Below are 26,320 nucleotides of genomic sequence, written 5' to 3'. Positions count from 1 at the left end.
TTTGGATGTTCATTACCCGGCCTCAAAACGGTTTATCTTTTCGGCCGGGTAATTTGTGCCGGGTATGGCAATTGATGTTCCTTGTTAAGGATATTATTTACAAGTAGTTGGAAATTAATATTATAGATTATATTTATAATGTTTGATCCGGTGTATAGTCAATATAGATTCTCATTTTGTTATGACTGTTTTCTCAAAATGATCAATTCAGCAAATGATACTCTTCTATTTTGCGGTAAAGTGTTGCCAGCCCAATTCCCAGGATGCGGGCAGCTTCAGATTTGTTGCCCTTTGCATATTTCAGGATGCGGCGGATATGGTGTTTCTCTACGCTGTCCAAATCAAGCGCAACAAGATCGTAGTAACCCCCACTTTGAAATTCGTAGGGTAATAGCTTCGGTGTAAGCAAGGGTTCGTCCATCAGGATGATCACGCGTTCAATCACGTTTTTCAGTTCCCTGATGTTACCGTTCCATTTATGCTGATTCAATAGCTTAAAAAAATTCTCGTCGATATCGGGCAATTTTTTATTCACTTTCCCGGTGTAGATCTTTATAAAATGCCGGGCCAGTATTTCTATATCGCCGGTACGTTCACGCAGCGGGGGCAGCACAATTGAAAAGCCGGATAAACGATAATACAAGTCAAGGCGAAAATGATTTTCCTCGGCCTCTTTTTGCAGATCACGGTTGGTAGCGGCAATCAGGCGCACATCCACTTTGGTCATTTTTGTTTCGCCCACCTTCATAAAAGTGCCGTTTTCCAGCACCCGCAAAAGCTTGGCCTGCAGGTCCAGGCTCATTTCGCCCAGTTCATCTAAAAAAATGGTGCCGCTGTTAGCTTCTTCAAACAGTCCTTTTTTATCTTTTACGGCGCCGGTAAATGCACCTGCCTTGTAACCAAATAATTCGCTTTCCAGCAGTTCCCTGCTGAATGCGCTACAGTTAACGGCCACAAAGGGCTTGTTTTTTCTAAGGCTCTCCTGGTGAATGGCTTCGGCAAAAACCTCCTTGCCTGTGCCGGTTTCGCCCAGCAGCAATACGGTGGCATCGGTTTTGGATACCTTTTTTGAGAGTTCAATCGCCTCAATAATTGCCGGTGACTTTCCTAAAACTACCTGGAAACCTCGCTGCGTTTCTATCTGCTGTTCCAGCTCGGTCACCCGGTATTGCAGGTTAGCCTTATCCATCGCCTTGCTTACCAGCGGGATGATCTTTTCGTTATCGTCGCCTTTGGTCAGGTAATCAAAAGCGCCGTTCTTTATCGCCATCACGCCATCGCTGATGGTGCCAAAGGCAGTAAGATTTATTACTTCGATATAAGGTTTTACCTGCTTTATCTTCTTTACCAGCTCCACGCCATTTGCATCAGGCAGCTTCACGTCGCTTAGTACAACCCTGATATCTTCATGCTCTATCAGCTTCAATCCGGCCTTCGCACTGGCGGCTTGTAATACATGGTAGCCCTCCATTTCAAGGATCCGTGCAAGCAGTGCGCTGAGCTTTACCTCATCGTCAATTATTAATATATTTAATTTCATTTTTATACTTGTTTGGATTGTTGATCAGCATAAGCGGAAGCGTATCCAGCAATTTGATATAAAGGTTGATCCCGTTCTTGATCTCCTCCAGGAAGATGTATTCATCAGCAGAGTGCGAACGCGCGGAATCACCCGGGCCAATTTTAACGGACGGAATAGTCAGCCAGGCCTGGTCGGACGTAGTGGGCGAACTATAGGTTTTACAGCCTATCGCGATCCCGGTCTTTACGATGGGATGATCCTGCGGAACCGAAGACGCTCCCAGCGAACCTGGACGTACGGTAAATTCCGAACTGACATTATTTTTTATGGTATTCAGGATATACTCCTGCGTATAGGTATCATCATTCCTGATGTCCACAGTATATTCACATTTGCCGGGAACGATGTTGTGCTGCAGGCCGGCTTTTATGGTAGTTACCGTCATTTTAACCGGCGGCAGGCCCTCAATCTGCTGCGGGAATTTGAATGACCTGAACCACTCCAGGTCCTTCATACAGTTATAAATTGCATTTTCGCCCTCTTCCCGTGCCGCATGGCCCGGGCGACCGTTACTGATGCAATCTATCACCAGGTTTCCTTTTTCAGCTATCGCCATTTGCAGCAGCGTAGGCTCACCTACAATTGCCAGCTCCAGCTGACCTAAAAGCGGGAGAACAGATTTGATGCCATTAATGCCGGAGTTTTCCTCTTCAGCAGTCGCCGCCAGGCAAAGGTTAAATCCCAGCCCCTGGTAGCTGTAAAAATGCAGAAATGTGGCAATCAACGACACCAAACAACCGCCCGCATCATTGCTTCCCAACCCGTACAACCGCCCGGCGAAGATCTCCGGGCAAAACGGATCGTTGGAATAACCCTCGTTAGGCTTAACCGTATCAATATGAGAATTGAGCAGGATGGTCGGGCGTTCCGGATCATAAAATTTATTGTAGCACCAGATATTATTCCCTTTTCTTTTTACTTTGATACCATAAGTTGCCAGGTACTCCTGGATCTGATCTGCGGCATCAGCTTCCTCCCCGCTAAATGACGGCGTGCGGATGAGCTTCTGCAACAAGGTTACAGCTTCACTAAACAAATGATTGCTTAACGGCATCCTTTCGCGCACCGGCGAAAGTTCTCTTGCCCTGAGATTTTTAATCATGGTTTTTTAGTTTAATTGAGGATCAAACAACATGGCGGTGCAAAGGCAATTAGTCCTCTTTTTGCCTTGCAGCACATCATAGTTCACACAGCTTTTACAGCTGTCCCAAAAAGCGGATTCCTGCGCTATTTCGGCATAGGTAACCGGCTCGAAACCCAGGCGGGTATTCATCTTCATGATAGCCGAACCAGACGTAATGCTGAATACTTTTGCCAGCGGGTACCGCGTGCGCGACAGTTCAAATATTTGTGTTTTAATTTGTGAGGCAACACCCTGGTTGCGGTGCTGCGGGGATACGATAAGACCACTATTTGATACAAATTTTTCGTTATCCCAGGTTTCGATGTAGGAGAACCCTACCCATTCGCCATTTTCAGTTATGGCAACAATTGCCTTTCCATTGTCTATTTTTTCTATTACCGAGGCTGCCGATCTTTTGGAGATCCCTGAGCCCCTTGCTATTGCCGAACTTTCCATTTCATGAATGATCTGGTCAGCAAAAACCACGTCCGACGCAATGGCCGGCCTTACAATAATTCGTTCATCTTCCATTTCTTTTTAGTTTATTTCAGTTAAATGCCCGAAAGTTTTTTAACTGTACAAACCCTTGTACCAAAAGAATGCCCATTGTGCCGATACTTCCGCAATTGAGTGTTTAGCGCATTTAAAGGCCGATTTTTATTTTTTATGGCGATTTTCGGGAATAAAAAAGCCTCTCAAAATGAAAGGCTCTATTTTCAAAAAAAGATTATTTCGTCGAGAGTCCTAAGTCCAGAGCCTGAAGTCGAAAGTCAAATTTTATTTTTTCGACTCAGAACTTAAGACTCCCGACTCAAGACTAATTTACATGATGATGATCTTCCCGGGCAGTGCCGGAATATTCCAGGTAACCATTTTCGTTTACCAAAATTTCGCTCAATCCGGCCGGGCTTTTGCTCTTTTTCTTTTTAGGGCCGCCTAATGGAACGATGATGATCGCTATTAGGGCACTTATTTCCAGGATAATATAAAACGCTGTCATGTCTGATTAAATTATATGTACCGGGGATTTATCAATTGCCATACCACAAAAGCTGAATTGGATGGAAATAGGGGTTTAAGCTAAAATTTAAGAGAATTTTTGAGTGGATGATTTGTATAAGATTATTGGGGGTATCATTTTGATAGGGGTAATTTATCAAAATGGAACGAGGTTGGTTACGGCGTGTATCGCGAATTCATCAGTTCCCTCAGCTCAACCGCCGGTAGCAAACCGCGCCCGGTTATAGCTTATCCCGTACCAGGCCGGCACTTTTTTGACCACTAGCATTAATCCTTTGACCACCGGGTCGTGCTTTAATTCACAATGATTTAAAATTGTAAACTTTTCATACACAGTTAATTTAGTTTATAAATTTTAAAAATACAGCTTCATGAATCAGGACCAAACCTTAAAAAATATTAACTCCGGAAACGCCGGCAGACAGTATTACCTCGACTGGTTAAGGGTAATCACCATTTGCCTTGTGTTTCTTTTTCATTGCAGCCGTTTTTTTGATTTTGACGATTGGCATGTAAAAAACGCAGTTCTTTCGTCAACAGCAAACCTGTTCACTTTTTTTATGGTACAATGGATGATGCCCTTGTTTTTCTTTATCTCGGGCGCAAGTACGTGGTTTGCGCTTCAATCAAAAACAGGCGGTAAGTTTCTTAAAGACCGGATGCAAAGAATTTTGGTTCCGTTAATTTTTGGCATTTTTATCCTTTCGCCGCACCAGGTATATTTCGAAAGGGTTTCGCACTACCAGTTTGCAGGTACGTTTTTAGGGTTCCTGCCCCATTATTTTTCAGGCTTGTATGCCTTTGGCGGAAATTTTGCGTGGATGGGTTTGCATTTATGGTATTTGCTGCTGCTCTTTGTCTTCTCTGTTATTTCACTGCCCTTGTTATTGCTTATAAAACGAATATCTGCGGGCCGCATAAAGTCAGGATCGGCTTTTATTTATCTGTTCATGTTCGTGATCCTGTTGGCATTGCCCGGCTGCTTGTTCTCGCCGGATAGTATCATTGGAGCAAGAGTTTGGGGAGGCTGGAATATAATAGAGCATTTGGTCCTTTTTATCTTAGGATACTTTGCATTTTCAATGATCGATATTCAAAACATATGGTTAAGGTACCGTTACCTTTTGTTGGTAATAACAGTTCTATCAACAGCGGTAAACATCTATCTTTTTGTAAATAATATCAAATTTGATTTCGGCACATTCCCATATTTCCTTAAAATAGCATTAAGAAGCGTGGTTTGCTTCAGCTGGATTTGCACATTGCTGGGTTTCGCCAAAAATAAGTTAAACTATACCAATAAGTTCCTCAAATATGGCAATGAGGCGGTGCTGCCGTTTTATATTATTCATCAGCCCGTTATCGTGCTTATTGGCTATTTTATTGTGCAATTACAGCTTTCAATCGGCCTTAAATATGTGATTATAGTAGTTGTATCCTTAAGCATTGCAATGTTTTGTTATGAATTTTTAATAAGAAGATCAGAAGCAATAAGGTATCTTTTCGGAATAGGCCGCTCTAAGAAAAAATAGAACAGGGAAGTTTCTGTCTCCAGGGTCTCTCGAATGCTATTAAGTTAAGGAAAGAATAGAACAACTATTAATATTGAACACCGAAGTATACTTCATTATTCGGCGTTCGATATTTTTACCAACGCAATCTCTTAACTTAATAGCATTGACCAACGTGGCAGTCAGGCTGATATTAAAGCAGATTTTTTTTCTTACCTACTTATGCAAATTAAACGACACCATCGCCCTGATGGTATACCCGTTTTGCGAGGCCACAGTGCCCACATCTCTTATCGCTTCTGAAGGGATAACGGTGCTGTGGGTAGCATAAAATACCGGGCCGCCGCAAACTGAAAAGGCGAACTTTGAATTAGCCGGCGCAAAATTTATCGATGGGCCGACCAGCAGTTTAGCGCCTCCCTCTGCCTCGTCCGATTCCCAAAAACCTTCCAGGTCCTCGCCTACAGCTTCAAAGCCGGCAAAAACAGGCCCGGCAATACGATGCTGGAAGCCAACGCTGGTAACCAGGTCAATATTGTCGCGGGTTTTGCTGAACGCTTTTTCAAAACGCATATTGCCGCCTATCCGCCATGAAGCAGCTTCGAAGGAGGCAGTAACCCGGCTGAAGATAGCGCCTGTATTTGAAAAATCGCGGTTAACACCAAAGCCTAATCCAAAGCGGGAACCGAACAATTTATTTCCGCCAACAAAATCATGGATCACCTCGGCCTGTTGTGCACTTTCCGTACCGCCTTTGTTCGAAACACCCAGGTCGGCGTTAGCAAAGAGGGTAAAGCGGTTGCCAAGGTAACCCTTAACGGCAAACTGCTGGTCAACCCCATCATAACCAAAAGGGCCGGCTGTCCGCTCGCCATAGGCGCCGGTATAATTAGCACTCCATCCTGCGCTTTCTGCGGTTAGGGTGTTAACCGAGAACAGGAACGGCTGGGGTGCACTGCCACCGCCAGAACCTAAAGGTTTAATATATTCCTGGTTTTGTGCCGTTGCAGCAAAGCCTGTCAAAAGGAGTATCAAAAAGGTAAACAGTTGTTTTTTCATATCCGGTGTTTTAATGTTTATGAAGATAAGTAATTGTTAAATTTTGTTCGAATTTAATTTGGGGTTCTGGCTGGCATTAACCTGGTAAGTTGTAATTTCATTAGTGCTGCTTATCTCAACAACCCGGTACCCTTTATAGTCGGTGCCCCAGTTCCCACCAAAATGCGAGTCGAAAAAATGAGGGAACTTATTGGTGTACTTAACTCCGTCCAAAGTATGGTCGTGCCCGTGAAATGCAGCTTTAATATTGGGGTAGGCGTGCAGCAGCTCAACCGTTTCGGGGCAGTTTAAAAATATATCCTTGTCCTCCGGCACCCATTGGTGCGGCGGAATATGTAATATGGCAAACACAATGCTTTTACTTTTAAACTTTTCGAACGATGCCCTTAAAAAAGTATTGTCGGGGCAAACATAACCGCCTTTCGTATCAGCGGTATTAGCAAATACAAAACCGATATCGCCAAATTCAAGTGTGTATTTGTCTTCATAGCCAAAAACATTCTTCCATATTTTGGCATCCGCAAAATCATGGTTGCCGGGAATGGTGTGATAAGGAACTGGCAGCTTATCTAAATAAGTTTCCTTAACCTTGCTCAGCAGATCAGGGCGGTTATGCACCAAATCGCCATTAATGATCACAAAATTCAGGTGATTTTGCTGATGCTCCTTAGTCAGCCAATCGATCAAATTTTTGTAAAACGTATCTGAATCGGTATCCGGCTGTGCATAATGACCATCGGAGGCAATGGCGAACCGCATTTTAAGATCACCCGTATTTTTTTCAGGAGCCACATGCCTTTCGCCAGCAAATGCATTAACGGCGGGCAATAAGCTTATCCCGGCCAAACCGGTTAATCCCGACTTTATAAATCTTCGTCTGTTACTCATCTTACAATAAATTAGTCGTCATCATCCTTCTTTTTCTTTTCAAGGATCACGAAGGCACTCCGTTTCGGCGCAGGCATTACGGCATTTTCTCCCTTAACCGATTTCCAGATCACCTCATTCATGTCCTTATCAGGCACGGCATCTTCCTTAGCCAGGTTAAACGATTCCGATCGTTTGCTGCTTTCATTTACAGCAATATTGCGCTGTTCTATATCTATCTGCGCAGGAACAACCTTGAAAGGCGTATTATCCGTTTTATTGGTAAAGCACTCATACATCGGCAGAGCGGCAGCGTCATACTGGCTCATCGGCGGCAGCCCTAAAATCAGCTCCATGGTGCGCAACATGCCCGATGTTGAGTACATGCTATGAATAACCGCGTTCCGTTTTACAAACGGCCCGGCAATAAAAGCAGGGGAACGGTGCGCATCAACATGATCGGGGCCGCTTTGTGCATCATCTTCCAGCACAAAAACCACCGACTCCTTCCAGATCGGGCTTTCAGCCAAATGCGCCAGGATCCGGCCCACAGCAAGGTCATTGTCAGCAACTGCGGCAATCGGTGAATATTTACCTTTTTTCTGCCCGCTGGTATGGTCATCGCTGATGCGCAGGGTATTGAATTGCGGAACTGCGTTGATGGTTAACAGCGAATCGAAGTCATGCTGCCAGGCATCTGCTCGTACCTGGTCCTTAATATCCAGGTTAAATCCCGGCGAATGCGGGCCCATGTGTCCTTGTAATGATTTAATGCTGGCTTTATTATAGGAGCCAAACTCACCATAGCTCCGGTAAGTTACACCGGCACGTTTGCAATAATCCCAGATATAGCCATCATCGGGCCCTGACGCAGCGCCTGCGTATGCCGGTCCGCGGTTGCCGTAGTTAGTAGGCCATGTTTTCTCTATCACATCAGTAGCATAGGCACCCATGCTCCAGTTGTGGCCGTCTTCGCTCACCTCGGCATCTACATAAAAATTATCAAGCAACACAAATTGGTTAGCAATTGCATGCTGGTTCGGGGTAATGTTTTTTCCGAAAATACAAAGGGAGCTATCCCCGTTTCCCTGGGGCATATCGCCTAAAACCTGGTCGTAAGTACGGTTTTCCTTGATGATGTAAAACACATATTTTATCGGCGATTTTTCGCCGGCCTTGCGCGGGATGGGATTGCCGGCCTCGCCGTCGGCCAGCGCCGTACGCTTATCATTAAATGGCGTATTGGCATAAACCTGTTTGGTATAGGCTTTCAATTGTTCAGGTTTGGGATCATCAATAAATGACAATGCACCTTTAAATAAACCGCCGATATATTGGATCATGCTGTTGGCCGTAAGCCCCACGTGTTCCCCGATGTTGTTATCCTTTAAAAAAGGCTGAGGTCCTAATGGGTTAGCCATACTTGTTAGGCCTTTGCCGTTGGCAACAATTATTTTACTGCCCAGGGTTTTCACATTTGTTGGATACCAGCCTACAGGTATGAAGCCCATGCTCTGGCTGATCCCGGGTTTTGAAACATCAAAAACGGCCAGGCAATTGTTATCGGCATTGGCGATGTATAAAGTTTTTTCATCTGCCGAAAGTGCCAGTCCGTTGGTGGTTGACCCGGCTAAGCGGGTAGGATAAAGTACTGTTGAAATAGTTTCAATTACCTTGTTTGATTTTGTATTGATTACCGAAACCGTATTATCATTGGCATTAGCTACAAATAGCTGTGTCCCTTTTTTGTTTAAAAGCAGTTCATTGGGATGACTGCCGGTATTTATGATGGTTCCAATATTATTATCAACGGTATTATAGGCCGCAACCTTTGCTATTCCCCACAATGAAATATACAGCGTTTTTTCATCGGGCATCAGGCTGCAGCTATAGGCCATGCCGGGCAGTTGCACTTTTTTTATGATGGAATGTGTGGCAGGCTCGATAACATAAAGCGAGCTGTCATCCTTGGTTACCACGTACAGGCGGGTGTTGCTTTTGTTGGTAACCATGCCGGTAGGACACACCTTGTTTTTTGGCCACGGATTACTTAATTTAATGGTATCGGCATTACCAAACTTATTGTCCTGCAAATGGAAATCAAGTACCCAGTTGTCGTACCCACCCGACACATATAAATGCTTTTCATCGCGGCTAAAAGCAAGGCCATACCATGATTTTCCTAACGGTTTTTCATCAAGCAACTGCTCATTTCGCGGATCGATCAATTGAACCGACTGTTTGCTTTGCCCGTTATTGGTTACTGCCAGCAACCTGCCTGTTGAGCTTAGTTGCAGGTTTAACGGCAGATCACCCAGGGGAAGCTGTCGGCCGGCCGGGCTTAGTTTCCAGCCATTGGGCAATAATACCTGTCCGGTCTGCTGAATTTTACCCGGCAGTTGTGCCTGTGCATTCATGCAAAGCAAAAACAAAAGCGCTGTACCCAGCACTTTTGTTTTATGAGCAATTTTATTAATTGATGTCATAAATAGAGATTTATAAAATTAAACTAAATGTAACCGCGGTATATTAAGTAAATACAACCTTTTTGCTAATTTATGTTATTAAAAAGCGTATCCCGGGTTCTGTGTTAAATCAGGATTTATCCCCCGCTCCGACTGCGGGATGGGGAAAAGCAGCCTGTACGATTCAATATCAAAAGCATTGGCGGGCAGGTTACTGTATATGGTTTTTGCCTTGGCGCCATATGCTGTCATAACCGGGATGGCGTTTCCTGTGCGTACCAAATCATTCCACCTGTGGTTTTCAAATGCCAGCTCCACCCTTCTTTCATGCAGGATAATTGCCCGTAATGATGTTTGGTTAGTTTCGGTAGTCGGAGCCAATCCGGCACGTGCACGCACTAAATTTAAATTTGCTAAAGCCGGGCCGGTTTTTCCCTGCTCGTTCTGTGCCTCAGCAAGCAATAAAAGTGCATCGGCGTAACGATAGATCGGCCAGTTATCGTTGGTGTTGTTTGGCGCTACATGCGGTAAGTGTAAATATTTTTTTGGATATGGGACCCCAACCTTACCTGGCGCGGGACTATAGCCTACAATGCTTTTGTTGGCCGAAATAACCAGCAGGTCGCTTGAGTTATAAGCTCCTTCAGCAACGGCGATTGATGCGTCAAGGCGCTTGTCGCCCGGCTCATATGAGTCGATCAGATCCTGCGTTGGTGTATTCCAGCCGCCGGTTGCCGATGTATTGGTAACCGTACCTGTTATCAAAACTGTTGTAGACGTGCGCGGCAAAAACTGGTAGATAAAATTACTTGGCTGGCTGCCCGCAGCTGTACCTTCCAGGTACTGGATCTCAAACAGCGATTCGATGCTGTTTTTATTTGTTGTTGAAAAGGCATCGGCATAATTGGCATTAAGGCCATAGCCCATTGCCGGCAAGGTGGTTAACAGCGCTTCGGCCTCGGGATATTTCTTTTGCGTCATATACACCTCGGCCAGCAGCATGGTTGCCGAACCTTTTGTTGCCTGCCCGCTTTGCGGGAATTTTGCAGGGGGCAACAATTCCTTCACCGCGTCCTTCGCGTCGGCAATGATCTGCGCATAAACCTGGTCCACCGTTGAGCGCGGTAAAAATGCATCGTCAGATTTTGTTACCTCTTTTAAATACAAAGGCACCTCGCCAAAAAGCCTCACCAATTTGAAGTAATTCCAGGCGCGTAAAAATTTAGCCTGTCCGTCAATATCGGCTCTTGCCGCATCGCTCATGGTAGCGCCGGGGCCACGCCCGATCACGATGTTTGACCTGGAGATGCCGTTATAGCAGTGAAAATAAACAGCATTTACATAGGCGTCCGTAGCATCGTCAACCCAGTCTGAAATATTTTCGCGCTGCACATAGGCAGTACCCCTGTTGGCCGGGTAAGGCTGGTAATGGGTGTTGTCCGACCGCATTTCGGATGTAAAATAATCATTGACGGCAAGGTCGCGCAGTGGCACGTAGGCAGCAACAACGGCCTGGCGCATTTGCGTTTCGTTCTGGTAAAATGTTTCGGGCGATAGTGAATCCTGCGGATGCAGGTCGATAAAGCTTTTTTTACAGGATATGACTGTAGAAAGAAGTATGATGGTAGTTAAGAAATATATCTTTTTCATGTTATATTATATTTTGGATAACCTATTTAAGCGTTGTGGAAATACCTATCGAGAATGTTCTTGGCACCGGGTATCCCTCTTCATCCACCCCAAGCCCTGAAGTTGCATCCAGGCCAGACAGGCCCACTTCGGGGTTCATGCCCGAGTAGCCGGTAATGATAAAGGCCTGCTGAACCGAAGTATACAATCTCAGGTTTTTAAATGTCGATCTGTCCTTCATTTTAAATGTATATCCAAGTGTGATGTTCTTTACGGTGAGGTACGATCCGTTTTCAAGCCATTGGGTATTCACCTCGCGGCCTAATGCGGTGGTACCTGTTTTGGTGCGCGGGTACATTCCTGAACCCGGGTCTTCCGGCGATCTCCAATGATCAAGTGCGGCGGCAAGCGGAACCCTTGAACCATCCATGTTGGTTTGATAGGCCCATTTAGCAGCATTCAAGATCTGCCCGCCAACCTGGCCTGACATTGAAATGCTCAGGTCGAAGTTTTTGTAAGTGAAACTATTGGTAAAGCCGTAGGTAAAATCAGGAGTTGGGTCGCCAATGAATGTGCGGTCGTTCACATCATCAATTACGCCATCGGGTACACCGTTAGGACCGGAAATATCCTTTACCTTAATGGTACCAACGTCAGATGCTGCACCGTATTTGGCTGAGCTAGCCAGGTCGGCAGCATCCTTATACAATCCCTCGTAAATAAATCCATAAAATGCGCCCAGCGGGTGACCCACCTGGTTGCGGTAATAATCAGAAGTAACGGTATTATTCCTGCGCAAATATCCCGGCGAAACCAGGTTTTTGATGATATTCCTGTCAATAGAGATATTCAGGTTTGAGCTCCATTTTAACGGGCCTGTCAGGTTGATGGTGTTTAAGGTAAACTCATGTCCCCAGAAGGCAAAATTACCTACGTTATAATTGATGGTTGTAAAGCCTGACGCCCTTGGGATCGGCCTTGCCTGGATCAAACCATCAGATACTTTGTTGTAATAATCATAAGTAAAACTTACGCGGTTGTTGAACATCGACAGATCAAGACCCACATCAAATTGCTTATTGCGTTCCCATGCAAGCTCGGAGTTTCCTAAGGTGCTGATGGTTTCACCCGGTACCACGGTACCGTTCAGGATATAGTTAAAGCTGCCCAAAACAGGAATAGCCGTAAAATTACCAATGTTGTTATTGCCGGTGATACCATAGCTGGCGCGGACCTTTAAAAGACCGAGATTTTTAAACCGCTCCATAAAGCTCTCGTCGCTAACAATCCAGCCTGCGGATACCGAAGGGAAAAATCCATATTTGCGATCCTCGCCAAACCTCGACGAACCGTCGCTGCGCACAGCGCCCTGCAATAAATATTTGCCTTTATAATTGTAGTTTAAACGGGCTATGGTTGAAAGCAGCGAATATTGGGTGGTTGAGCTTGAACCTGCGCTTATTGAAGTTGCAGCGCTGAGATAAGGAATATCATCGCTTGGAAACCCGGTGCCCGATACCGAGTTGCTTACTGAATTGTAACGCTGTGCAGAGTAACCTACCAGAGCCTCAAAGTTGTGATCATTGGCGATAGTCTTGTTGTATTGAAGATTTGCCTCTGCCGTCCATGAATAATTATCAACTGAGCTTGCCAAACCTGTAGCCGGGGCGTTGGTAGTAACCGATGGGGAAAATTGGTTCCGGGTTTCGGCGCCTTTATCAACCCCCAAATTGGTTTTCAATACGAGGCCGGTGAAAAACTCATAATTTAAATAGCCATTGGCCAGGATGCGGGTGGTAATGTAATCATCCTTGGTTTTTTGAAGGATAGCCAGCGGGTTAAGGTATGAAACCATGCCCGGAGAAGCAACCGACGGCGTATAGCTGCCGTCGGGCTGTAACGGACTGATCAATGGGCTTGCCTCAAAGATCCTTTCAAAGATCCCGCCAACACCATCGGTGCTTAACCTGTTGTTATGATCCAAACGATAACTCGGCGCCAGGTTAAACCCAATCTTTAGCTTATTGTTGGCTAAGGAAAGGTCCTCATTCATCCGCAGGGTAAAAAGTTTTGTACCGGTATTGATAACCACCCCGTCCTGCGCCTGGTAACCGGCCACTACGGTCGACGATGATTTTTCCCTTGCAGTTTGAATAGTTAGATCATAGCTCTGGATAGGGGCCGATCGCGTTAGCAAATGAAACCAATCGGTGCCCACGCCGTTGGCTTCGGGGTTCACATAAGGCGCGTCGAGCGGGGTTTTTAATGGGTCGAGCCCCTCGTACTTAACCTTATCTTCCCAGCGCTCCTTCATGAACTCGGCAAACTGGGTGGCGTTCATCATTTTAGGCACCTTATTTTCCGGGATCTTCTGCATCCCGAAGTTGCTGTTGAACGTAATATTCGATTCGCCCTTTTTAGCATGTTTGGTGGTAATCAGGATGACCCCGTTTGCCGCACGCGAACCATAAAGTGAACTGGCAGAGGCATCCTTTAATATGGTAAATGATTCAATTTCATCAGGGTTGATGTTGTTGATGCTGCCGGTGATAGGCAATCCATCAATAACAAATAAGGGCTGATAATCTGCCGCCAGCGATGCAGCGCCACGAATACGGAATGCCATACCACGGCCTGGCTGCCCGCTGGTTTCTGAAATTTGAACGCCGGCTGCCTTTCCCTGCAATTGCTGGGCAAACTGCCCAACAGGCATGTCTTGCAGCGGTGCGGCATTAATTTGGGTAATGGAACCGGTTACCTCGGCGGCGCGTTGCTTACCATAACTTACGGTAACTTCCTTTAACATGCTGCCGCCCTTTATGGTGATGTTGAGCACCACCTCCTTACTCGCCGAAACCACAACATCCTTAGTCTCCACGTTTTTCGATCCCACAAAATAGGCATCGATGGTGTATGTGCCTTCGGGGATGGTGAGGCTATAGTTTCCATTCGCATCGGTGGCTGTGCCGTAGCTTGTGCCCACTACCCGAATGGATGCGCCGGGCAATGGCTCGCCGCTTTCATCAACTACCTTTCCGGTAATTTTACCCGACAGCTGTTTAAATAATAAAATATTGCCGGCTTCTTCCTTAAAGGCTATGCCTGTGCCCCTGAACAAATGGAACAATACTTCCTGCAAGCTTTTGCCGGTGAAACCCGTCGGGTTTATCGTTTTGTTTCGCAGCCCCAAATAATCCGCGTCATAAGCAAATGCCAGGTTGGTTTTTTGCTCAATCTGTTTAACCGCGTCGTACAGGTTTTCACGGTCGAATTTTATGTCGACCCGCTTATCCAGGTTTTGGGCGTCCACAATGGATGCCTGCCCGGTAAGCAGCCCGAGCGTTAATAAAATACTAAAGGATAATAAAGTAATGCGCATAAATTGCTTCCATAACTGTGTATAGAATTTCATATTTTTGTTTGCTTTGTGATGGTGAATAAATTACTGAGCGTTGCAGGTGCGGATGGCCGTCCTCATCCTGCAAAAAATAATGCGGCTCTGTTTTTACAGGGCCGTTTTTTATTTAATAGAGGGTTACTTCATTCCCCTCCTTTCTGAAATGCGTATTGTGCAGCTGGCCAATCACCTTCAAAACCTCCCTGGCAGGCACGTTGTGTTGTACCTGCAAAGTGAAGCGGTAGGCGCTGATCCTGCTGCTGGCCGCTTTAAGCGATAATCCATAGATATTTTTGATGCAAAGGGCCAGCTCTTCAAAATTGGCCTCCTTTAAATAAGTCGAGCCCTCCTTCCAGCTTTGCGCCTGGTTGGTGTTTACATTTACCTGCTGCCCCTTGCCGGTAATTGTGTTATAATATTCCTGCTCACCGGGCAACAGCATAGCCAGGGTTTGCTTACCCTTTGTTACACCAACCTTACCGGTGGCAACGGTTACCTTAATGCTTTTTAGTTTTTTATAGGATTGGATATTGAACGATGTGCCCAGTACCTGTACATTTATTCCGCCTGTATGCACAATAAAGGGCTGCGGGTTTCTCTTCACATTAAAAAATGCCTCACCCTCCTGCAGGTCTATCTCCCGCAAATCGCCCTTAAACAAAACTGGCACACGGATGCGGGTGGCGGAGTTAACCCAAATAATGGAGCTGTCAGAAAGCGTAAGTTGCTTTATTTCGTTTGTGCCGGTTTGCACGGTATAATAGTCTGCCTTTTCGTTTTTCCCCGCCCGCAAGTACCAGATGATCGCTGCAATACCGGCTATAAACACCAGCGTGGCTGCCATACGAAATATTGGCAGCATAATAATGGTGGATTTTGACGTCGCCGATTTTACTTTGTTATGGATGGCAAGCCTGATGCGTTCTTCCTCCGCTTCACTGAGGGGCTGTTCCTCCTGTTCATACGACTTATACCAGGCCTCTATGATGGCGTTTTCAGTTTCGTTCGACTCCCCCTTTAAGTAGCGTGTTAACCTTTTTCTGAATTTATAAATATCCATTGTTTGTGTTCTCAGCATTATGTCGCTGATTGCAGCCTTTGGTACTTATAATTTATATGATGTTTATGTTAATTATTTGTGAAGCAGTAAAAACAGGAGCGCCGTATAGGTTAAATGCTTTTCGGGATATTTTTCGGCGATGATGATGCGGAGGCGGCGGGATACCTCGGCGATGTAGTTTTTTACAGTTTGATCGGCCAGTCCCAGTTGCCCGGCAATAGCCTTTACCGAATGGTTTTCACTCCGTAGGAGGTATACCTGCTTCAGCATTTCGGGCATGCAGTTCACCGCATCCTCCAGGGTTTTTTCCAGGGCGAAGTAATCGGTAAGGGAGTCGATGGAGTCTTCGAGAAGTTCTATCCGCTCCAGTGCATTTTGCAGCTGCAGGTCGTTTGCCTTTTTTGAACGGAAGTGGCTGATCACCCCAAAGCGGACCGCACTTTGCAGGTAATTTTCAACCGAGGTATGCACTTCCAGTTGCTTACGGCGCTGCCAGATCTTTATGAAAATTTCCTGCACCACATCCTGCGCTATCACATCATCATCCAGCCGGGCATGGGCAGTTTGGTAAAGCTTTTTCCAGTAGCGTTCAAACAATACATCAAAGGCCTCGTGACTGTCGCCCTTAATTTGCACCAACAACGCACTATCTGTTAAACTTTCCATGGCTAATTGCCGGCAAAGTTATGCGCCCAATGTTAAGTTAATTTTAAATTGTATGGTTTACAGTTAAGGGGAGGTGGGGGCAGAATGAGCAGGCTGTAAAATATTCGAACCAACTTTCGTAAAAAAATACTGTCGTAAACATTTACCCGGATGCTTTGATGGCCAAATCTGTCAGTTCATCGGGGAATTTGGCCTTTACACCGATACTTCTATCTGTTGGTACATTCAGGCTGATAAATTTGTCCTTAAATCAGGTAATAAGCAGGCACAAACTATAAATAAAACTGACAGGTCATGAAAAATAAAATAGTAGAAATTATAAAAATTGCGTTTATCTGCCTAATTATAATGTGCATCATGCTGTTTTATGCCACCACCTAAGTCAGGAATACCTGTACCTGTCAACGTACCATAAGGACGCTTTTGGTAGCGGAAGTGGCGATTTTACCCGTGACAAGGTAAGCCTAATGATCATAAATGAAAGAATCCCGGAACATACTTTTTTAGACGAAAAAGTTGTAAATTGAACCATGATTAAAATCGTTTTCCCGATTTTATTGCTGGGTATCGTCCTGGTGTTCGCCGGTGCTGCAGTACGCCAGCCAGGTCACCCTGAATCCGCTCATGATGTAAGTATATGCGGTGACTTGCCTTCGGACCTGGCGGCGGGTAAAGACGGGAAATTCATCCCTGTTATAGCCGGTACAGGACATCATCATTATGCTGTCCGCACCATATCAGACAGTGCACAAATTTATTTCGACCAGGGACTTTCCTTCTATTACGGGTATCATTTTACAGAGGCACTTGCATCGTTTAAAGAGGCTGCCCGGTTTGATCCCGGCTGCACAATGGCATGGTGGGGGCAAACGCTAGCCCTGGGCCCTTATTTTAATAGTTATACCTATAAGATGCCCCGTGCTGTGCCCATCGCGCTGCTGGCTTTACAGCGATCGAATACCGGGGTAAACGCCAGGGAGGACGACCTGGCCCACGCTATGTTGCAACGCTACTCCTCCGATTCCACCAATGCCGACCGCGTTCAGCTGGATGAGCGCTATGCAGCGGCCATGAAGAGCCTTACCGCCAAATATCCTTCCGATAATGACATTAAAGTATTATACATCGACGCAGTTATGCTCTGCCACAAATGGGATTTCTGGAATACAGATGGTAGCGCTAAACCCTGGACGCCTGAGTTGGTCAGTTTATGTGAAGGCATTCTTAAGGCTGAGCCCAGTCAGCCCGCCGCGTTGCACTATTATATTCACCTTACAGAGGCCTCACGCCATCCCGAGACCGCCCTGCCTTATGCTGATGCGCTAAAGGACCTGATGCCCGGTGTAGCTCACATGGTGCACATGTCAACCCATTCCTATCAGCGCAACGGACTTTTCGCCAAGGGCGTGCTGGTTAACGAGCACGCCAATACGATCTTCAGCAAAATGGATACGGCTGCTCCATATCTTCACCTCAATAAAAATAACCCGATCCACTTCTTTGCCGTGCAGTCCTACTGTGCAATGAATGCCGGCATGTATGCCAAAGGCATGCCGCTTTACCTGCGCGCCAGGGATCGGATGGCAGCGCTCAAACCGGCCTATAAAAACGACCCCTACGCCCAGTTTGTATACACCCTACCCGAAATTGCGCTGGTACGCCTGGGTAAATGGCAGGTGCTATTGAAAATACCCCGCCCGGATGTGCAATGGAAATACGCCCTGATCATTGACGATTTTGCCAAAGGTATGGCGCACGTTCGCGCACATGACCTCGCAGCGGCCCGGCTTTGCCTCAATAGCCTGGAAGCTAACCTTAAGGACAGCCTGCTGGCTATCCGCCGGATGCCTTATAATAAACCGAAACAGAGCGCCGAGGTTGCAGCGGGCATACTTAACGGGGAGCTATTGTTTGCTGAAGGAAAAACTGTGGCAGCTATCGATGCATATAAAAATGCAATCAACGCTGAGGAACAATTGATCTACCGTGAGCCGCAGGAATGGTTCCTTCCCGCACGGCAGTACCTGGGTAACTGCTTGTTAAAAATGAACCAGGCTACAGCGGCGGAAAAAGTTTATAGGGATGATTTAGTGGCCAACCCTGGAAATGGCTGGTCCCTGCTGGGCTTATATAACAGCCTTAAAGCCAGTCATCAACTGGCAGCAGCTGCAAAGTATAAGACACTTTACCAGCAGGCGTTTGCAGACGCAGATGTCAGACCTGTCGAATCGGTATTTTAATATCCGGCTAAAGCTACACCCAGGTAACCGGCATTCTAATGGTCATCCCTTTCCCTCCACATACTTCTTAAACCCATCCAGCACCGCCTGGCAAAATTCCTGCTGCATAGCATGGGGATGGTCGTCATTGGGTTCAAAGGTTTCCACCAACTTTACTGGTGTACCCGCTATAAAGGTGATGGCGCTGTGGCGGCCGTCGTTAAGGGTGTAGGAGATGAATTGGTTGGTGATCACCTCGTCGTAGGTACCGGTAAAATCGAAGTTGAGGCTGCCGTCCTTCAGGGCCATGGCGAACAGGAATTTGCCAAAGGGACGCAGGTCGTTTTCTACGCGGGGCGTATGCCAGGTGTCATCTGGATTATTCCATTGCATAATATCCTCGGGCGTGGTCCACAGCGCCCAAACTTTTTCAATGGGTGCGTTTATTTCAACTTGTGCGGTGAGGGTAGTTTTTTCGGCGTTACTCATAATGATTATTTTGTTATACAAACATAAGGCCTTGCAGCAAAAATGGCGCAGGGTGGTAGTGACAATGTGAGGGGGAGATTGTGCCAGGGGGAAAGTAGGAATAACGAACACTCAATAACGAATGTTGAATAATGAAGTGAGCTTCACGTTGGGCGACAATAACTAAATCTTTTCACTACATTTAAACACCAAAACAAACCAACTTATCCATGGACCAAAATCAATTGACCGAACCTGAAAATATTACCGGATTCAAAAAATTTAAACGCAGAAGAAGCCTGTTGCCGTGGTGGGTAATCGGTTTTACATGGATCTTCCTGGTATTTGGTGCATTAATGCCGGTAGCCGTGGTTTTCGGTTTATTAAGGCGCACGTTCGCTGTTTCGTTGCTGGGTTTATCAACCGACGACCCATTTTCCCTTATCGGGATATTTGTGATGCTGCTTTTTGCTTTTAAAGGTATCACCGCGTTTGGTCTCTGGACGGAAAAAAACTGGGCTATCGATTTTGCAAAAATCGACGCCATAACCAGCACTGTTATCTGTTGCGGTGTTATTGTCTATTCCCTTATCGGCCCTCATTCCATCAGCATCAGGCTGGAGCTGATCGCAACTATCCCCTACTACATAAAAATGAACAATATAGAATACGACTGGAAGAATTTTGACGAGCAGGAATCTGTTCCATTTCCGGTTGAGCAGGGGTAAGCCGGTTCTTTGTCATATTGAGCTGAGGCGAAAAACTATCTCTTTAGCGCAGCGAAAGATCTTCAGCAAGCGACATTTAGGGTGGATTGCTGTGCCAACGACTTATCAAGTGGAAACACATGGTCCATGTAGAAGATACTTTGCTCTCGCTCAGGACAAATTTGATGACCATGAAAGTCTTACCGCAACTGCTCCTTTTGTTTCAATTTCACCCCATTCTGCATCCACCATCTTTCCTTACTATACTATATCCTCCACCGCATGCCATCGGAAGAAAACGCGTTCAGACTTCACTCGTTTTCTACCTATAGTTATGACAAGCTTCTCTTATAAGAATAGCACCCTTAAATCATAGCGCCCCCTATCATTTTTGATAATAAACCCTATCAAAATGATAGACCTGTTTTCTTAAAATTATATTATTTCAGCAATTGATGTTAGTTTAATTAATTAATATACAGGTATTTATAATAATTAAAAAATCACTGGCCTGCCCTTTGCCAACCACTGTGAAAATAAAAGACAATGAACAATAACCAAGCTATTTCCGCCCCTTTCGCTTTGCAAACAGATTCTTTTGCAAGTTGTGGCATAAGCTATTGGTTATCAAATTGCTATTTGCTTATGGTGTTATGTTTTTTAGTGATCAGGGTCATTTTAACCCGCTAATAACAGGGGTACCTTTATACTGCATCATCGTCAACTCTAAATTAATTAAATAAAATATGAACACAATCATTCTCTTCATAGCCCTGCTAATTGGCTGCTGGCTCATTTTTAAATCCATTGACTATTTCGAAAAAATCTAAAAATCATGTTAGCCCTATTCATCGTAGCAATTGCAGTTTTCATATACATGATATATGTGCTGCTTAAACCCGAAAAATTTTAATTGTAAATCGCAATGAACACTGAACTATTTGGAATTATTGCCTCGTTTGCCATCACCATGCTGATCGCAATCCCGCTTGGCAAGTACCTGGCTAAAATGTATGCCGGGGAAAAAATATGGACGGATTTTTTGAAGCCCATCGAAAACGGAATTTTTAAATTATCCGGCATCAACCCAAATGAGCCCATGAACTGGAAACAGTTTTTAAAGGCAATGATGACCATCAATATTTTATGGCTCGTATACGGCTTTTTTGTATTGATGCACCAGGATAAGCTACCGCTGAATCCTGATGGCAACACAGGCCAATCTGCCGACCTTGCCTTCAATACCATTATTAGCTTTGTGGCCAACTGTAACCTGCAACATTATTCAGGCGAGAGCGGCGCCACTTATTTCACCCAGCACTACATCTTTATGTTCCTGCACTTCACTAGTGCCGCAACCGGGATGGCTTGCGCGGTTGCCATATTTAAGGCGTTCAGGGATAAAACAGCTACCGACCTTGGTAACTTTTGGAACTTCTTTTTAAAATCCATCACCCGTTTACTGTTGCCATTGTCGATAGTAATTGCGTTGATCTTAACCTTTAATGGTACGCCAAGCAGCTACGCAGGCAAGGATAAATTTATTTCGCTGCAGGGCGATACCGTAAACGTGTCGCGCGGCCCTGCTGCACAAATGATAGCTATTAAGCACTTAGGTACAAACGGCGGCGGCTGGTTTGGCGCAAACTCTGCCCACCCGCTTGAAAATCCGAATTACCTTACCAACATGACTGAAATTATTGCCCAGTTCATCGTACCGGTAGCAATGATCCTGGCATTTGGTTTCTTTATCCGCCGTAAAAAATTAGCCTGGATGATGTTTGGGGTGATGATGTTTGGGGTGATGATGTTCATGATACCAACCGTAACCGGCGAACTGAATGGTAACCCGCTGATCGCAAAAATGGGAATCAGTCAATCAACCGGAGCTATGGAAGGCAAGGAAGTGCGCTTTGGGCCAACAGCCACGGCTTATTGGAGCGTGTTGACCACAGTAACCTCAACAGGTTCGGTTAACGGCATGCACGACAGTACAATGGCCCTTACCGGTTTATGGCAATTGTTGGCCATGATGGTGAACGGCTTCTTCGGCGGCTGCGGAGTAGGGCTTATGAACTACTTTATATATGTAATTATCGCAGTGTTTATATCCGGCTTGATGGTTGGTCGAACCCCTGAGTTCCTCGGCCATAAAGTAGAGGCACGGGAGGTCAAGATTGCTGCGCTGATAACGCTGCTAAGTCCGTTCCTTATTATGGCGGGAACAGCGCTTGCCAGCTATATGGTAACTGCTCATGCCAATATTGATTGGGCTGTAAAACCATCCACATGGCTCAATAACCCTAAATACCATGGCTTTTCGGAGATGTTGTATGAGTATACTTCATCAAACGCCAATAACGGTTCAGGTTTCGAGGGTTTGGGCGATGGTAACATCTTCTGGAACGTAACAACCGGGATAGTGATCCTTTTAGGACGCTTCCTGCCGATTATCGGCCCGGTGGCTATAGCAGGCTTGCTTGCACAGAAAAAATTCATCCCGGAATCAGCCGGTACTTTAAAAATCGATACGCTCACTTTTGGAATAATGACTTTTGCTGTCATCGTAGTACTGAACGCCTTGTCGTACTTCCCGGCGCTTGCGCTTGGCCCATTGGCAGAACATTTTTCCATGCTTAAGTAATAGATAAATCAGAAAATGAAAAATCAATCAAATAAATTATTTGAATCAGCCCAGGTTCAAACTGCCTTAAAGGAGTCCTTCATTAAACTGGATCCCAGGGTGATGATTCACAACCCGGTTATGTTTACCGTGGAGGTAGGTACATTGGTAATGGCGGTAGTGAGCGTTTACAGCTTTTCGCACCATGACCAGGGATCATTTGGGTATAACGTTTCCATATTTATTATCCTGCTTTTAACCGTGCTTTTCGCCAACTTTGCTGAGGCAATTGCCGAAGCACGCGGAAAGGCACAAGCAGATAGCTTACGCAAAACCCGCCAGGAAACACCTGCAAAGGTTGTTATGCCTGATGGAACCATCGTAAACAAATCATCAAGCGATTTACGCAAGGGGGATGTGTTTATCTGCGAAACAGGCGACACTATCCCTACAGATGGCGAGATCATTGAGGGGATTGCCACGATAGACGAATCAGCCATTACAGGCGAATCGGCACCGGTTATCCGCGAATCGGGCGGTGATAAATCATCAGTAACAGGTGGTACCAAGGTATTGTCTGACGAAATAAAGGTAATGGTATCAACCCAGCCGGGCGAAAGCTTTTTGGATAAGATGATTGCTTTGGTAGAGGGTGCATCGCGCCAGAAAACACCAAACGAAATTGCCTTAACAATTTTGCTTGCCAGCTTTACACTGATATTTATCATCGTTTGTGTTACGCTGCAGCCTTTCGCAAATTATGCAAATACCCCTATCACTATAGCAGCCCTGATCTCATTGTTTGTATGTCTGATCCCGACAACTATCGGCGGCCTTTTATCAGCCATCGGTATTGCCGGGATGGACAGGGCTTTACGTGCCAACGTGATCACCAAATCGGGTAAAGCGGTTGAGACAGCGGGAGATATTGACGTGTTGTTGCTGGATAAAACCGGTACCATCACCATCGGTAACCGTAAAGCGACTCACTTTTGGCCCGCCAGCGGCGTAGCGCCTGATGATTTGATCACCGCCTGTGTACTTGGCTCATTGGCCGACGAAACACCGGAAGGTAAATCAATAGTTGAGCTGGCTGCCGGTCACTTTAAATTACCTGTTGCTCCTGCAAATTCAGAATTTGTGAAGTTTACAGCAGAAACGAGGTCGAGCGGGATCAATACACCTGATGGCTTGCGCATCCGTAAGGGAGCGTCAGATTCGATAAGAAATATCGCCCTAAAGGCCGGTAATCCTTACCCTGGAGAAGTTGACGAAAGGGTAAAGATCATTGCATCAAATGGCGGTACACCGCTGGTAGTTTCGCAAAACGAGAAGATCCTTGGTGTTGTAGAGTTGCAGGATATCATTAAAACCGGCATCGCCGAACGTTTTGACCGCCTGCGCAAAATGGGTGTAAAAACTGTAATGGTTACCGGTGATAACCCCTTAACCGCCAAATTTATTGCGGAAAAGGCTGGTGTTGACGACTATATAGCGGAAGCTAAGCCCGAGGACAAAATGAACTACATTAAGCTGGAGCAAAACGCCGGCAAGCTGGTAGCCATGATGGGCGACGGTACAAATGACGCCCCTGCGCTTGCACAGGCCGACGTAGGTGTTGCCATGAACAGTGGTACCCAGGCAGCTAAGGAAGCCGGTAATATGGTGGATTTGGATAACGACCCAACCAAGCTGATCGAGATCGTTGAGATCGGCAAGCAGTTGTTGATCACCCGCGGAACGCTTACCACATTCTCCATAGCGAACGACGTGGCCAAGTATTTCGCCATTGTACCAGCCTTGTTTATGGCCTCTATACCAGCATTGCAAAGCATCAATATAATGGGATTGCACAGTCCGGAATCGGCTATTTTATCGGCTGTTATATTTAACGCCATCATTATCCCGATGCTGATCCCGCTGGCTTTAAGAGGGGTTGAATACAAACCAATAGGCGCAAGCGCATTACTGCGCCGTAACCTGATGATCTATGGTGTTGGCGGTGTTATCGCACCGTTTATCGGCATCAAATTAATTGATTTGATTGTTGCACATATAATCTAATAATTAGAGAAATGAAAAAGTATCTTATTCCATCCATAAGGATCACCATAGTACTTACCATAGTATTATGTGTTATCTACCCGGTATCCATCATGCTTGCCGGTAAGCTTTCAAAAGGTGCCGGTAACGGCGAAACAATAGTAGTAAACGGCAAGGTTGTTGGCTACGCCAATGTTGGCCAAAGCTTTACCAAGCCCCAGTATTTTTGGGGAAGGCCATCGGCAGTGGCTTATAATGCCGCCGGTTCGGGAGGTTCTAACAAAGGCCCGAGCAATCCTGATTATTTGAAGGATGTGTCCAACAGGATTGACACCCTTTTGAAATATCATCCATACCTTAAACGCAGCGAGATTCCTGCCGATTTGGTAACTGCTTCAGGCAGTGGTCTTGATCCTGATATTTCTGTACAAGCTGCACAGATCCAGGTGAAACGTGTTGCCCAATTCCGTAAATTGGACGAGCAAAAAGTGGCAGCACTGGTGAGCAGCCAAATTGAACAGCCATTATTGGGTATATTTGGTCCCGCAAGGATCAATGTGCTTAAGTTGAATGTGGCGCTGGATGGGCTGAAATAAATGCTTAACGCCTCACCCCCAACCCCTCTCCAATAGAGAGGGGCTTAAAAAGAGCGAAGCTAAAGTCCTCTCCTTTGGAGAGGATTTAGGTGAGGCGAACGAGAAAGCCACCCTAAATTAAAAGTGTTAGTTTTAATAAGACCATGTCAGAAGAAAACAATCCCGATCCGGTAAAAACTTTCATCGAACTTGTGAAACATTCAAGGCGGGGAAAGTTTAAAATTTATATCGGCATGAGCGCTGGTGTAGGTAAAACTTACCGGATGCTGCAAGAGGCACATGCCCTGCAGCGAAACGGGATCGACATTCAGATTGGTTATATTGAAACCCATAACCGGGCCGAAACGCATGCGTTATTAGCCGGCCTGCCTGTAATACCGCGACGGAAGATCTTTTACAAAGGCAAGGAACTGGAGGAAATGGACCTGGCTGGTATTTTAAACCGGCATCCGGAGGTGGTTATTGTTGATGAGCTTGCCCATACCAATGTAGAAGGCAGCAAGAACGGAAAGCGCTGGCAGGATGTGCTTGACATATTGGATGCGGGCATCAGCGTGATTTCGGCGGTAAATATTCAGCACCTGGAAAGCATGAACCAGGAGATCGAGTCGATAACCGGGATCCCGATCACCGAACGTATTCCGGATAAGGTGCTGGAGCAAACAGATGAAATTGTTAATATAGATCTTACTGCCGATGAGTTGATCGACAGGTTAAAGGAGGGCAAGATCTACGACAAGAGTAAGATAAATATTGCGCTGCAAAACTTCTTTCAGCCGGATAAGATCCTGCAATTGCGGGAGCTGGCATTAAAAGAAGTGGCGCACCATGTGGAGCGAAAGATAGATATAGAGATTCCGAAGCAGATTAAGCTGCGGCCCGAAAAGTTTTTGGCCTGTATTTCATCCAATGCCGAAATTGCAAAGGTAGTGATCCGTAAAACGGCACGACTGGCCAGCTATTACCGCTCACCGTGGATAGTGCTGTATGTACAAAGCAGCAAGGAGAGCGGCGACCGGATAAAATTGGATAAGCAGCGCCACCTGATAAATAACTTTAAATTAGCTACCGAGCTTGGCGGCGAGGTAATGAAAATAAAAAGCGACAACATAACCAAAACAATGATGCAGGTAGCCGAGGAACGCGAGGTTACCACCATTTGCATTGGCAAGCCGCATCTAAGCCTGTTCCAGGTGATCCTGCGGACAGCAGTTTTTAATGAACTTTTAAATAAAATAGCAGCGACAGAAATTGATTTGGTCATTTTGTCCTGATGTGAATACTA

21 protein-coding genes are annotated in these 26,320 nt (G+C 45.7%); 9 read left to right on the top strand and 12 right to left on the bottom strand.

Translation table 11 applies throughout. The annotated features are described in order from the left end of the window. Nucleotides 1-202: 202 nt before the first annotated feature. The 4 genes from KXD93_RS14660 to KXD93_RS14645 form a co-directional block, all read right to left on the bottom strand. Nucleotides 203-1,540, bottom strand: coding sequence for a sigma-54-dependent transcriptional regulator (locus KXD93_RS14660; protein ID WP_258137903.1), 1,338 nt, complete (start codon nucleotides 1,538-1,540; stop codon nucleotides 203-205). Next, on the bottom strand, nucleotides 1,515-2,636 hold the full coding sequence (locus tag KXD93_RS14655) for a M20 family metallo-hydrolase (protein ID WP_258138087.1): 1,122 nt from the start codon (nucleotides 2,634-2,636) through the stop codon (nucleotides 1,515-1,517). The genes KXD93_RS14660 and KXD93_RS14655 overlap by 26 nt, the downstream gene beginning before the upstream one ends. A gap of 54 nt (nucleotides 2,637-2,690) precedes the next feature. Next, the gene (locus KXD93_RS14650) at nucleotides 2,691-3,236 is read right to left on the bottom strand and encodes a GNAT family N-acetyltransferase (protein WP_258137901.1); all 546 of its coding nucleotides are present in this window, start codon (nucleotides 3,234-3,236) and stop codon (nucleotides 2,691-2,693) included. 286 nt (nucleotides 3,237-3,522) lie between these two features. Beyond that, nucleotides 3,523-3,705 carry a hypothetical protein gene (locus KXD93_RS14645; RefSeq protein ID WP_258137900.1) on the bottom strand — a complete coding sequence of 61 codons (183 nt, stop codon included), beginning with the start codon at nucleotides 3,703-3,705 and terminating at the stop codon, nucleotides 3,523-3,525. A gap of 391 nt (nucleotides 3,706-4,096) precedes the next feature. Here KXD93_RS14645 and KXD93_RS14640 point away from each other — a divergent pair, with 391 nt between their 5' ends. Further along, complete coding sequence (locus KXD93_RS14640; protein ID WP_258137899.1) at nucleotides 4,097-5,257, top strand: acyltransferase family protein; 1,161 nt, start codon at nucleotides 4,097-4,099, stop codon at nucleotides 5,255-5,257. Nucleotides 5,258-5,452: 195 nt separating this feature from the next. On the opposite strand, the gene KXD93_RS14635 is transcribed toward KXD93_RS14640, so the two are convergent. From KXD93_RS14635 to KXD93_RS14605, 7 genes are all read right to left on the bottom strand, one after another. Beyond that, nucleotides 5,453-6,295 carry a hypothetical protein gene (locus tag KXD93_RS14635; protein WP_258137898.1) on the bottom strand — a complete coding sequence of 281 codons (843 nt, stop codon included), beginning with the start codon at nucleotides 6,293-6,295 and terminating at the stop codon, nucleotides 5,453-5,455. 36 nt (nucleotides 6,296-6,331) lie between these two features. Continuing rightward, complete coding sequence (locus KXD93_RS14630) at nucleotides 6,332-7,183, bottom strand: metallophosphoesterase family protein (protein ID WP_258137897.1); 852 nt, start codon at nucleotides 7,181-7,183, stop codon at nucleotides 6,332-6,334. An 11-nt stretch (nucleotides 7,184-7,194) separates the two neighbouring features. Then, nucleotides 7,195-9,648, bottom strand: coding sequence for a bifunctional YncE family protein/alkaline phosphatase family protein (locus tag KXD93_RS14625; RefSeq protein ID WP_258137895.1), 2,454 nt, complete (start codon nucleotides 9,646-9,648; stop codon nucleotides 7,195-7,197). 78 nt (nucleotides 9,649-9,726) lie between these two features. Beyond that, nucleotides 9,727-11,277 carry a RagB/SusD family nutrient uptake outer membrane protein gene (locus KXD93_RS14620; RefSeq protein ID WP_258137894.1) on the bottom strand — a complete coding sequence of 517 codons (1,551 nt, stop codon included), beginning with the start codon at nucleotides 11,275-11,277 and terminating at the stop codon, nucleotides 9,727-9,729. Nucleotides 11,278-11,299: 22 nt separating this feature from the next. Then, the gene (locus KXD93_RS14615; protein ID WP_258137893.1) at nucleotides 11,300-14,668 is read right to left on the bottom strand and encodes a SusC/RagA family TonB-linked outer membrane protein; all 3,369 of its coding nucleotides are present in this window, start codon (nucleotides 14,666-14,668) and stop codon (nucleotides 11,300-11,302) included. A 112-nt stretch (nucleotides 14,669-14,780) separates the two neighbouring features. Further along, nucleotides 14,781-15,731, bottom strand: coding sequence for a FecR family protein (locus KXD93_RS14610; protein WP_258137892.1), 951 nt, complete (start codon nucleotides 15,729-15,731; stop codon nucleotides 14,781-14,783). 54 nt (nucleotides 15,732-15,785) lie between these two features. Next, nucleotides 15,786-16,379: an RNA polymerase sigma factor gene (locus KXD93_RS14605; protein ID WP_258137890.1), complete on the bottom strand. Its 594-nt coding sequence runs from the start codon at nucleotides 16,377-16,379 to the stop codon at nucleotides 15,786-15,788. A gap of 350 nt (nucleotides 16,380-16,729) precedes the next feature. Between KXD93_RS14605 and KXD93_RS14600 the strand changes: the two genes are divergently transcribed. Then, nucleotides 16,730-16,906: a hypothetical protein gene (locus KXD93_RS14600; protein ID WP_258137889.1), complete on the top strand. Its 177-nt coding sequence runs from the start codon at nucleotides 16,730-16,732 to the stop codon at nucleotides 16,904-16,906. Between the two features lie 3 nt (nucleotides 16,907-16,909). Continuing rightward, a complete protein-coding gene (locus KXD93_RS14595) occupies nucleotides 16,910-18,619 on the top strand; it encodes a tetratricopeptide repeat protein (protein ID WP_258137888.1) in 1,710 nt (569 codons plus the stop codon). A gap of 42 nt (nucleotides 18,620-18,661) precedes the next feature. Here KXD93_RS14595 and KXD93_RS14590 read toward each other — a convergent pair whose 3' ends face one another. Beyond that, nucleotides 18,662-19,087: an SRPBCC domain-containing protein gene (locus tag KXD93_RS14590; RefSeq protein ID WP_258137886.1), complete on the bottom strand. Its 426-nt coding sequence runs from the start codon at nucleotides 19,085-19,087 to the stop codon at nucleotides 18,662-18,664. Between the two features lie 209 nt (nucleotides 19,088-19,296). Between KXD93_RS14590 and KXD93_RS14585 the strand changes: the two genes are divergently transcribed. The 6 genes from KXD93_RS14585 to KXD93_RS14565 all read left to right on the top strand — a co-directional run bounded on the left by KXD93_RS14585 (nucleotide 19,297) and on the right by KXD93_RS14565 (nucleotide 26,309). After that, on the top strand, nucleotides 19,297-19,794 hold the full coding sequence (locus tag KXD93_RS14585) for a hypothetical protein (protein WP_258137885.1): 498 nt from the start codon (nucleotides 19,297-19,299) through the stop codon (nucleotides 19,792-19,794). Nucleotides 19,795-20,608: 814 nt separating this feature from the next. Next, nucleotides 20,609-20,686: a potassium-transporting ATPase subunit F gene (locus KXD93_RS30625; protein ID WP_073406113.1), complete on the top strand. Its 78-nt coding sequence runs from the start codon at nucleotides 20,609-20,611 to the stop codon at nucleotides 20,684-20,686. 12 nt (nucleotides 20,687-20,698) lie between these two features. Next, the gene (gene kdpA / locus KXD93_RS14580; protein ID WP_258137884.1) at nucleotides 20,699-22,417 is read left to right on the top strand and encodes a potassium-transporting ATPase subunit KdpA; all 1,719 of its coding nucleotides are present in this window, start codon (nucleotides 20,699-20,701) and stop codon (nucleotides 22,415-22,417) included. Nucleotides 22,418-22,432: 15 nt separating this feature from the next. Beyond that, nucleotides 22,433-24,460 (top strand): potassium-transporting ATPase subunit KdpB, encoded by a 2,028-nt coding sequence (kdpB, locus tag KXD93_RS14575; RefSeq protein ID WP_258137883.1) that lies wholly within the window; start codon nucleotides 22,433-22,435, stop codon nucleotides 24,458-24,460. An 11-nt stretch (nucleotides 24,461-24,471) separates the two neighbouring features. Next, nucleotides 24,472-25,035: a K(+)-transporting ATPase subunit C gene (locus KXD93_RS14570; RefSeq protein WP_258137882.1), complete on the top strand. Its 564-nt coding sequence runs from the start codon at nucleotides 24,472-24,474 to the stop codon at nucleotides 25,033-25,035. A 143-nt stretch (nucleotides 25,036-25,178) separates the two neighbouring features. Next, nucleotides 25,179-26,309 (top strand): sensor protein KdpD, encoded by a 1,131-nt coding sequence (locus tag KXD93_RS14565; RefSeq protein WP_258137881.1) that lies wholly within the window; start codon nucleotides 25,179-25,181, stop codon nucleotides 26,307-26,309. Nucleotides 26,310-26,320: the final 11 nt, after the last annotated feature.

Origin of the sequence: Mucilaginibacter phenanthrenivorans, from assembly GCF_024721155.1 — a bacterium.
In the GTDB taxonomy this organism is placed as follows: domain Bacteria; phylum Bacteroidota; class Bacteroidia; order Sphingobacteriales; family Sphingobacteriaceae; genus Mucilaginibacter; species Mucilaginibacter phenanthrenivorans.
This window is presented reverse-complemented; position numbering and strand designations above follow the sequence as displayed.

Bases quoted from the DNA above. Each gene is read 5' to 3' on its own strand.
- KXD93_RS14660 (WP_258137903.1), bottom strand. From the start codon at position 1,540: ATGAAATTAAATATATTAATAATTGACGATGAGGTAAAGCTCAGCGCA.
- KXD93_RS14655 (WP_258138087.1), bottom strand. From the start codon at position 2,636: ATGCCGTTAAGCAATCATTTGTTTAGTGAAGCTGTAACCTTGTTGCAG.
- KXD93_RS14650 (WP_258137901.1), bottom strand. From the start codon at position 3,236: ATGGAAGATGAACGAATTATTGTAAGGCCGGCCATTGCGTCGGACGTG.
- KXD93_RS14645 (WP_258137900.1), bottom strand. From the start codon at position 3,705: ATGACAGCGTTTTATATTATCCTGGAAATAAGTGCCCTAATAGCGATC.
- KXD93_RS14640 (WP_258137899.1), top strand. From the start codon at position 4,097: ATGAATCAGGACCAAACCTTAAAAAATATTAACTCCGGAAACGCCGGC.
- KXD93_RS14635 (WP_258137898.1), bottom strand. From the start codon at position 6,295: ATGAAAAAACAACTGTTTACCTTTTTGATACTCCTTTTGACAGGCTTT.
- KXD93_RS14630 (WP_258137897.1), bottom strand. From the start codon at position 7,183: ATGAGTAACAGACGAAGATTTATAAAGTCGGGATTAACCGGTTTGGCC.
- KXD93_RS14625 (WP_258137895.1), bottom strand. From the start codon at position 9,648: ATGACATCAATTAATAAAATTGCTCATAAAACAAAAGTGCTGGGTACA.
- KXD93_RS14620 (WP_258137894.1), bottom strand. From the start codon at position 11,277: ATGAAAAAGATATATTTCTTAACTACCATCATACTTCTTTCTACAGTC.
- KXD93_RS14615 (WP_258137893.1), bottom strand. From the start codon at position 14,668: ATGAAATTCTATACACAGTTATGGAAGCAATTTATGCGCATTACTTTA.
- KXD93_RS14610 (WP_258137892.1), bottom strand. From the start codon at position 15,731: ATGCTGAGAACACAAACAATGGATATTTATAAATTCAGAAAAAGGTTA.
- KXD93_RS14605 (WP_258137890.1), bottom strand. From the start codon at position 16,379: ATGGAAAGTTTAACAGATAGTGCGTTGTTGGTGCAAATTAAGGGCGAC.
- KXD93_RS14595 (WP_258137888.1), top strand. From the start codon at position 16,910: ATGATTAAAATCGTTTTCCCGATTTTATTGCTGGGTATCGTCCTGGTG.
- KXD93_RS14590 (WP_258137886.1), bottom strand. From the start codon at position 19,087: ATGAGTAACGCCGAAAAAACTACCCTCACCGCACAAGTTGAAATAAAC.
- KXD93_RS14585 (WP_258137885.1), top strand. From the start codon at position 19,297: ATGGACCAAAATCAATTGACCGAACCTGAAAATATTACCGGATTCAAA.
- KXD93_RS30625 (WP_073406113.1), top strand. From the start codon at position 20,609: ATGTTAGCCCTATTCATCGTAGCAATTGCAGTTTTCATATACATGATA.
- kdpA (WP_258137884.1), top strand. From the start codon at position 20,699: ATGAACACTGAACTATTTGGAATTATTGCCTCGTTTGCCATCACCATG.
- kdpB (WP_258137883.1), top strand. From the start codon at position 22,433: ATGAAAAATCAATCAAATAAATTATTTGAATCAGCCCAGGTTCAAACT.
- KXD93_RS14570 (WP_258137882.1), top strand. From the start codon at position 24,472: ATGAAAAAGTATCTTATTCCATCCATAAGGATCACCATAGTACTTACC.
- KXD93_RS14565 (WP_258137881.1), top strand. From the start codon at position 25,179: ATGTCAGAAGAAAACAATCCCGATCCGGTAAAAACTTTCATCGAACTT.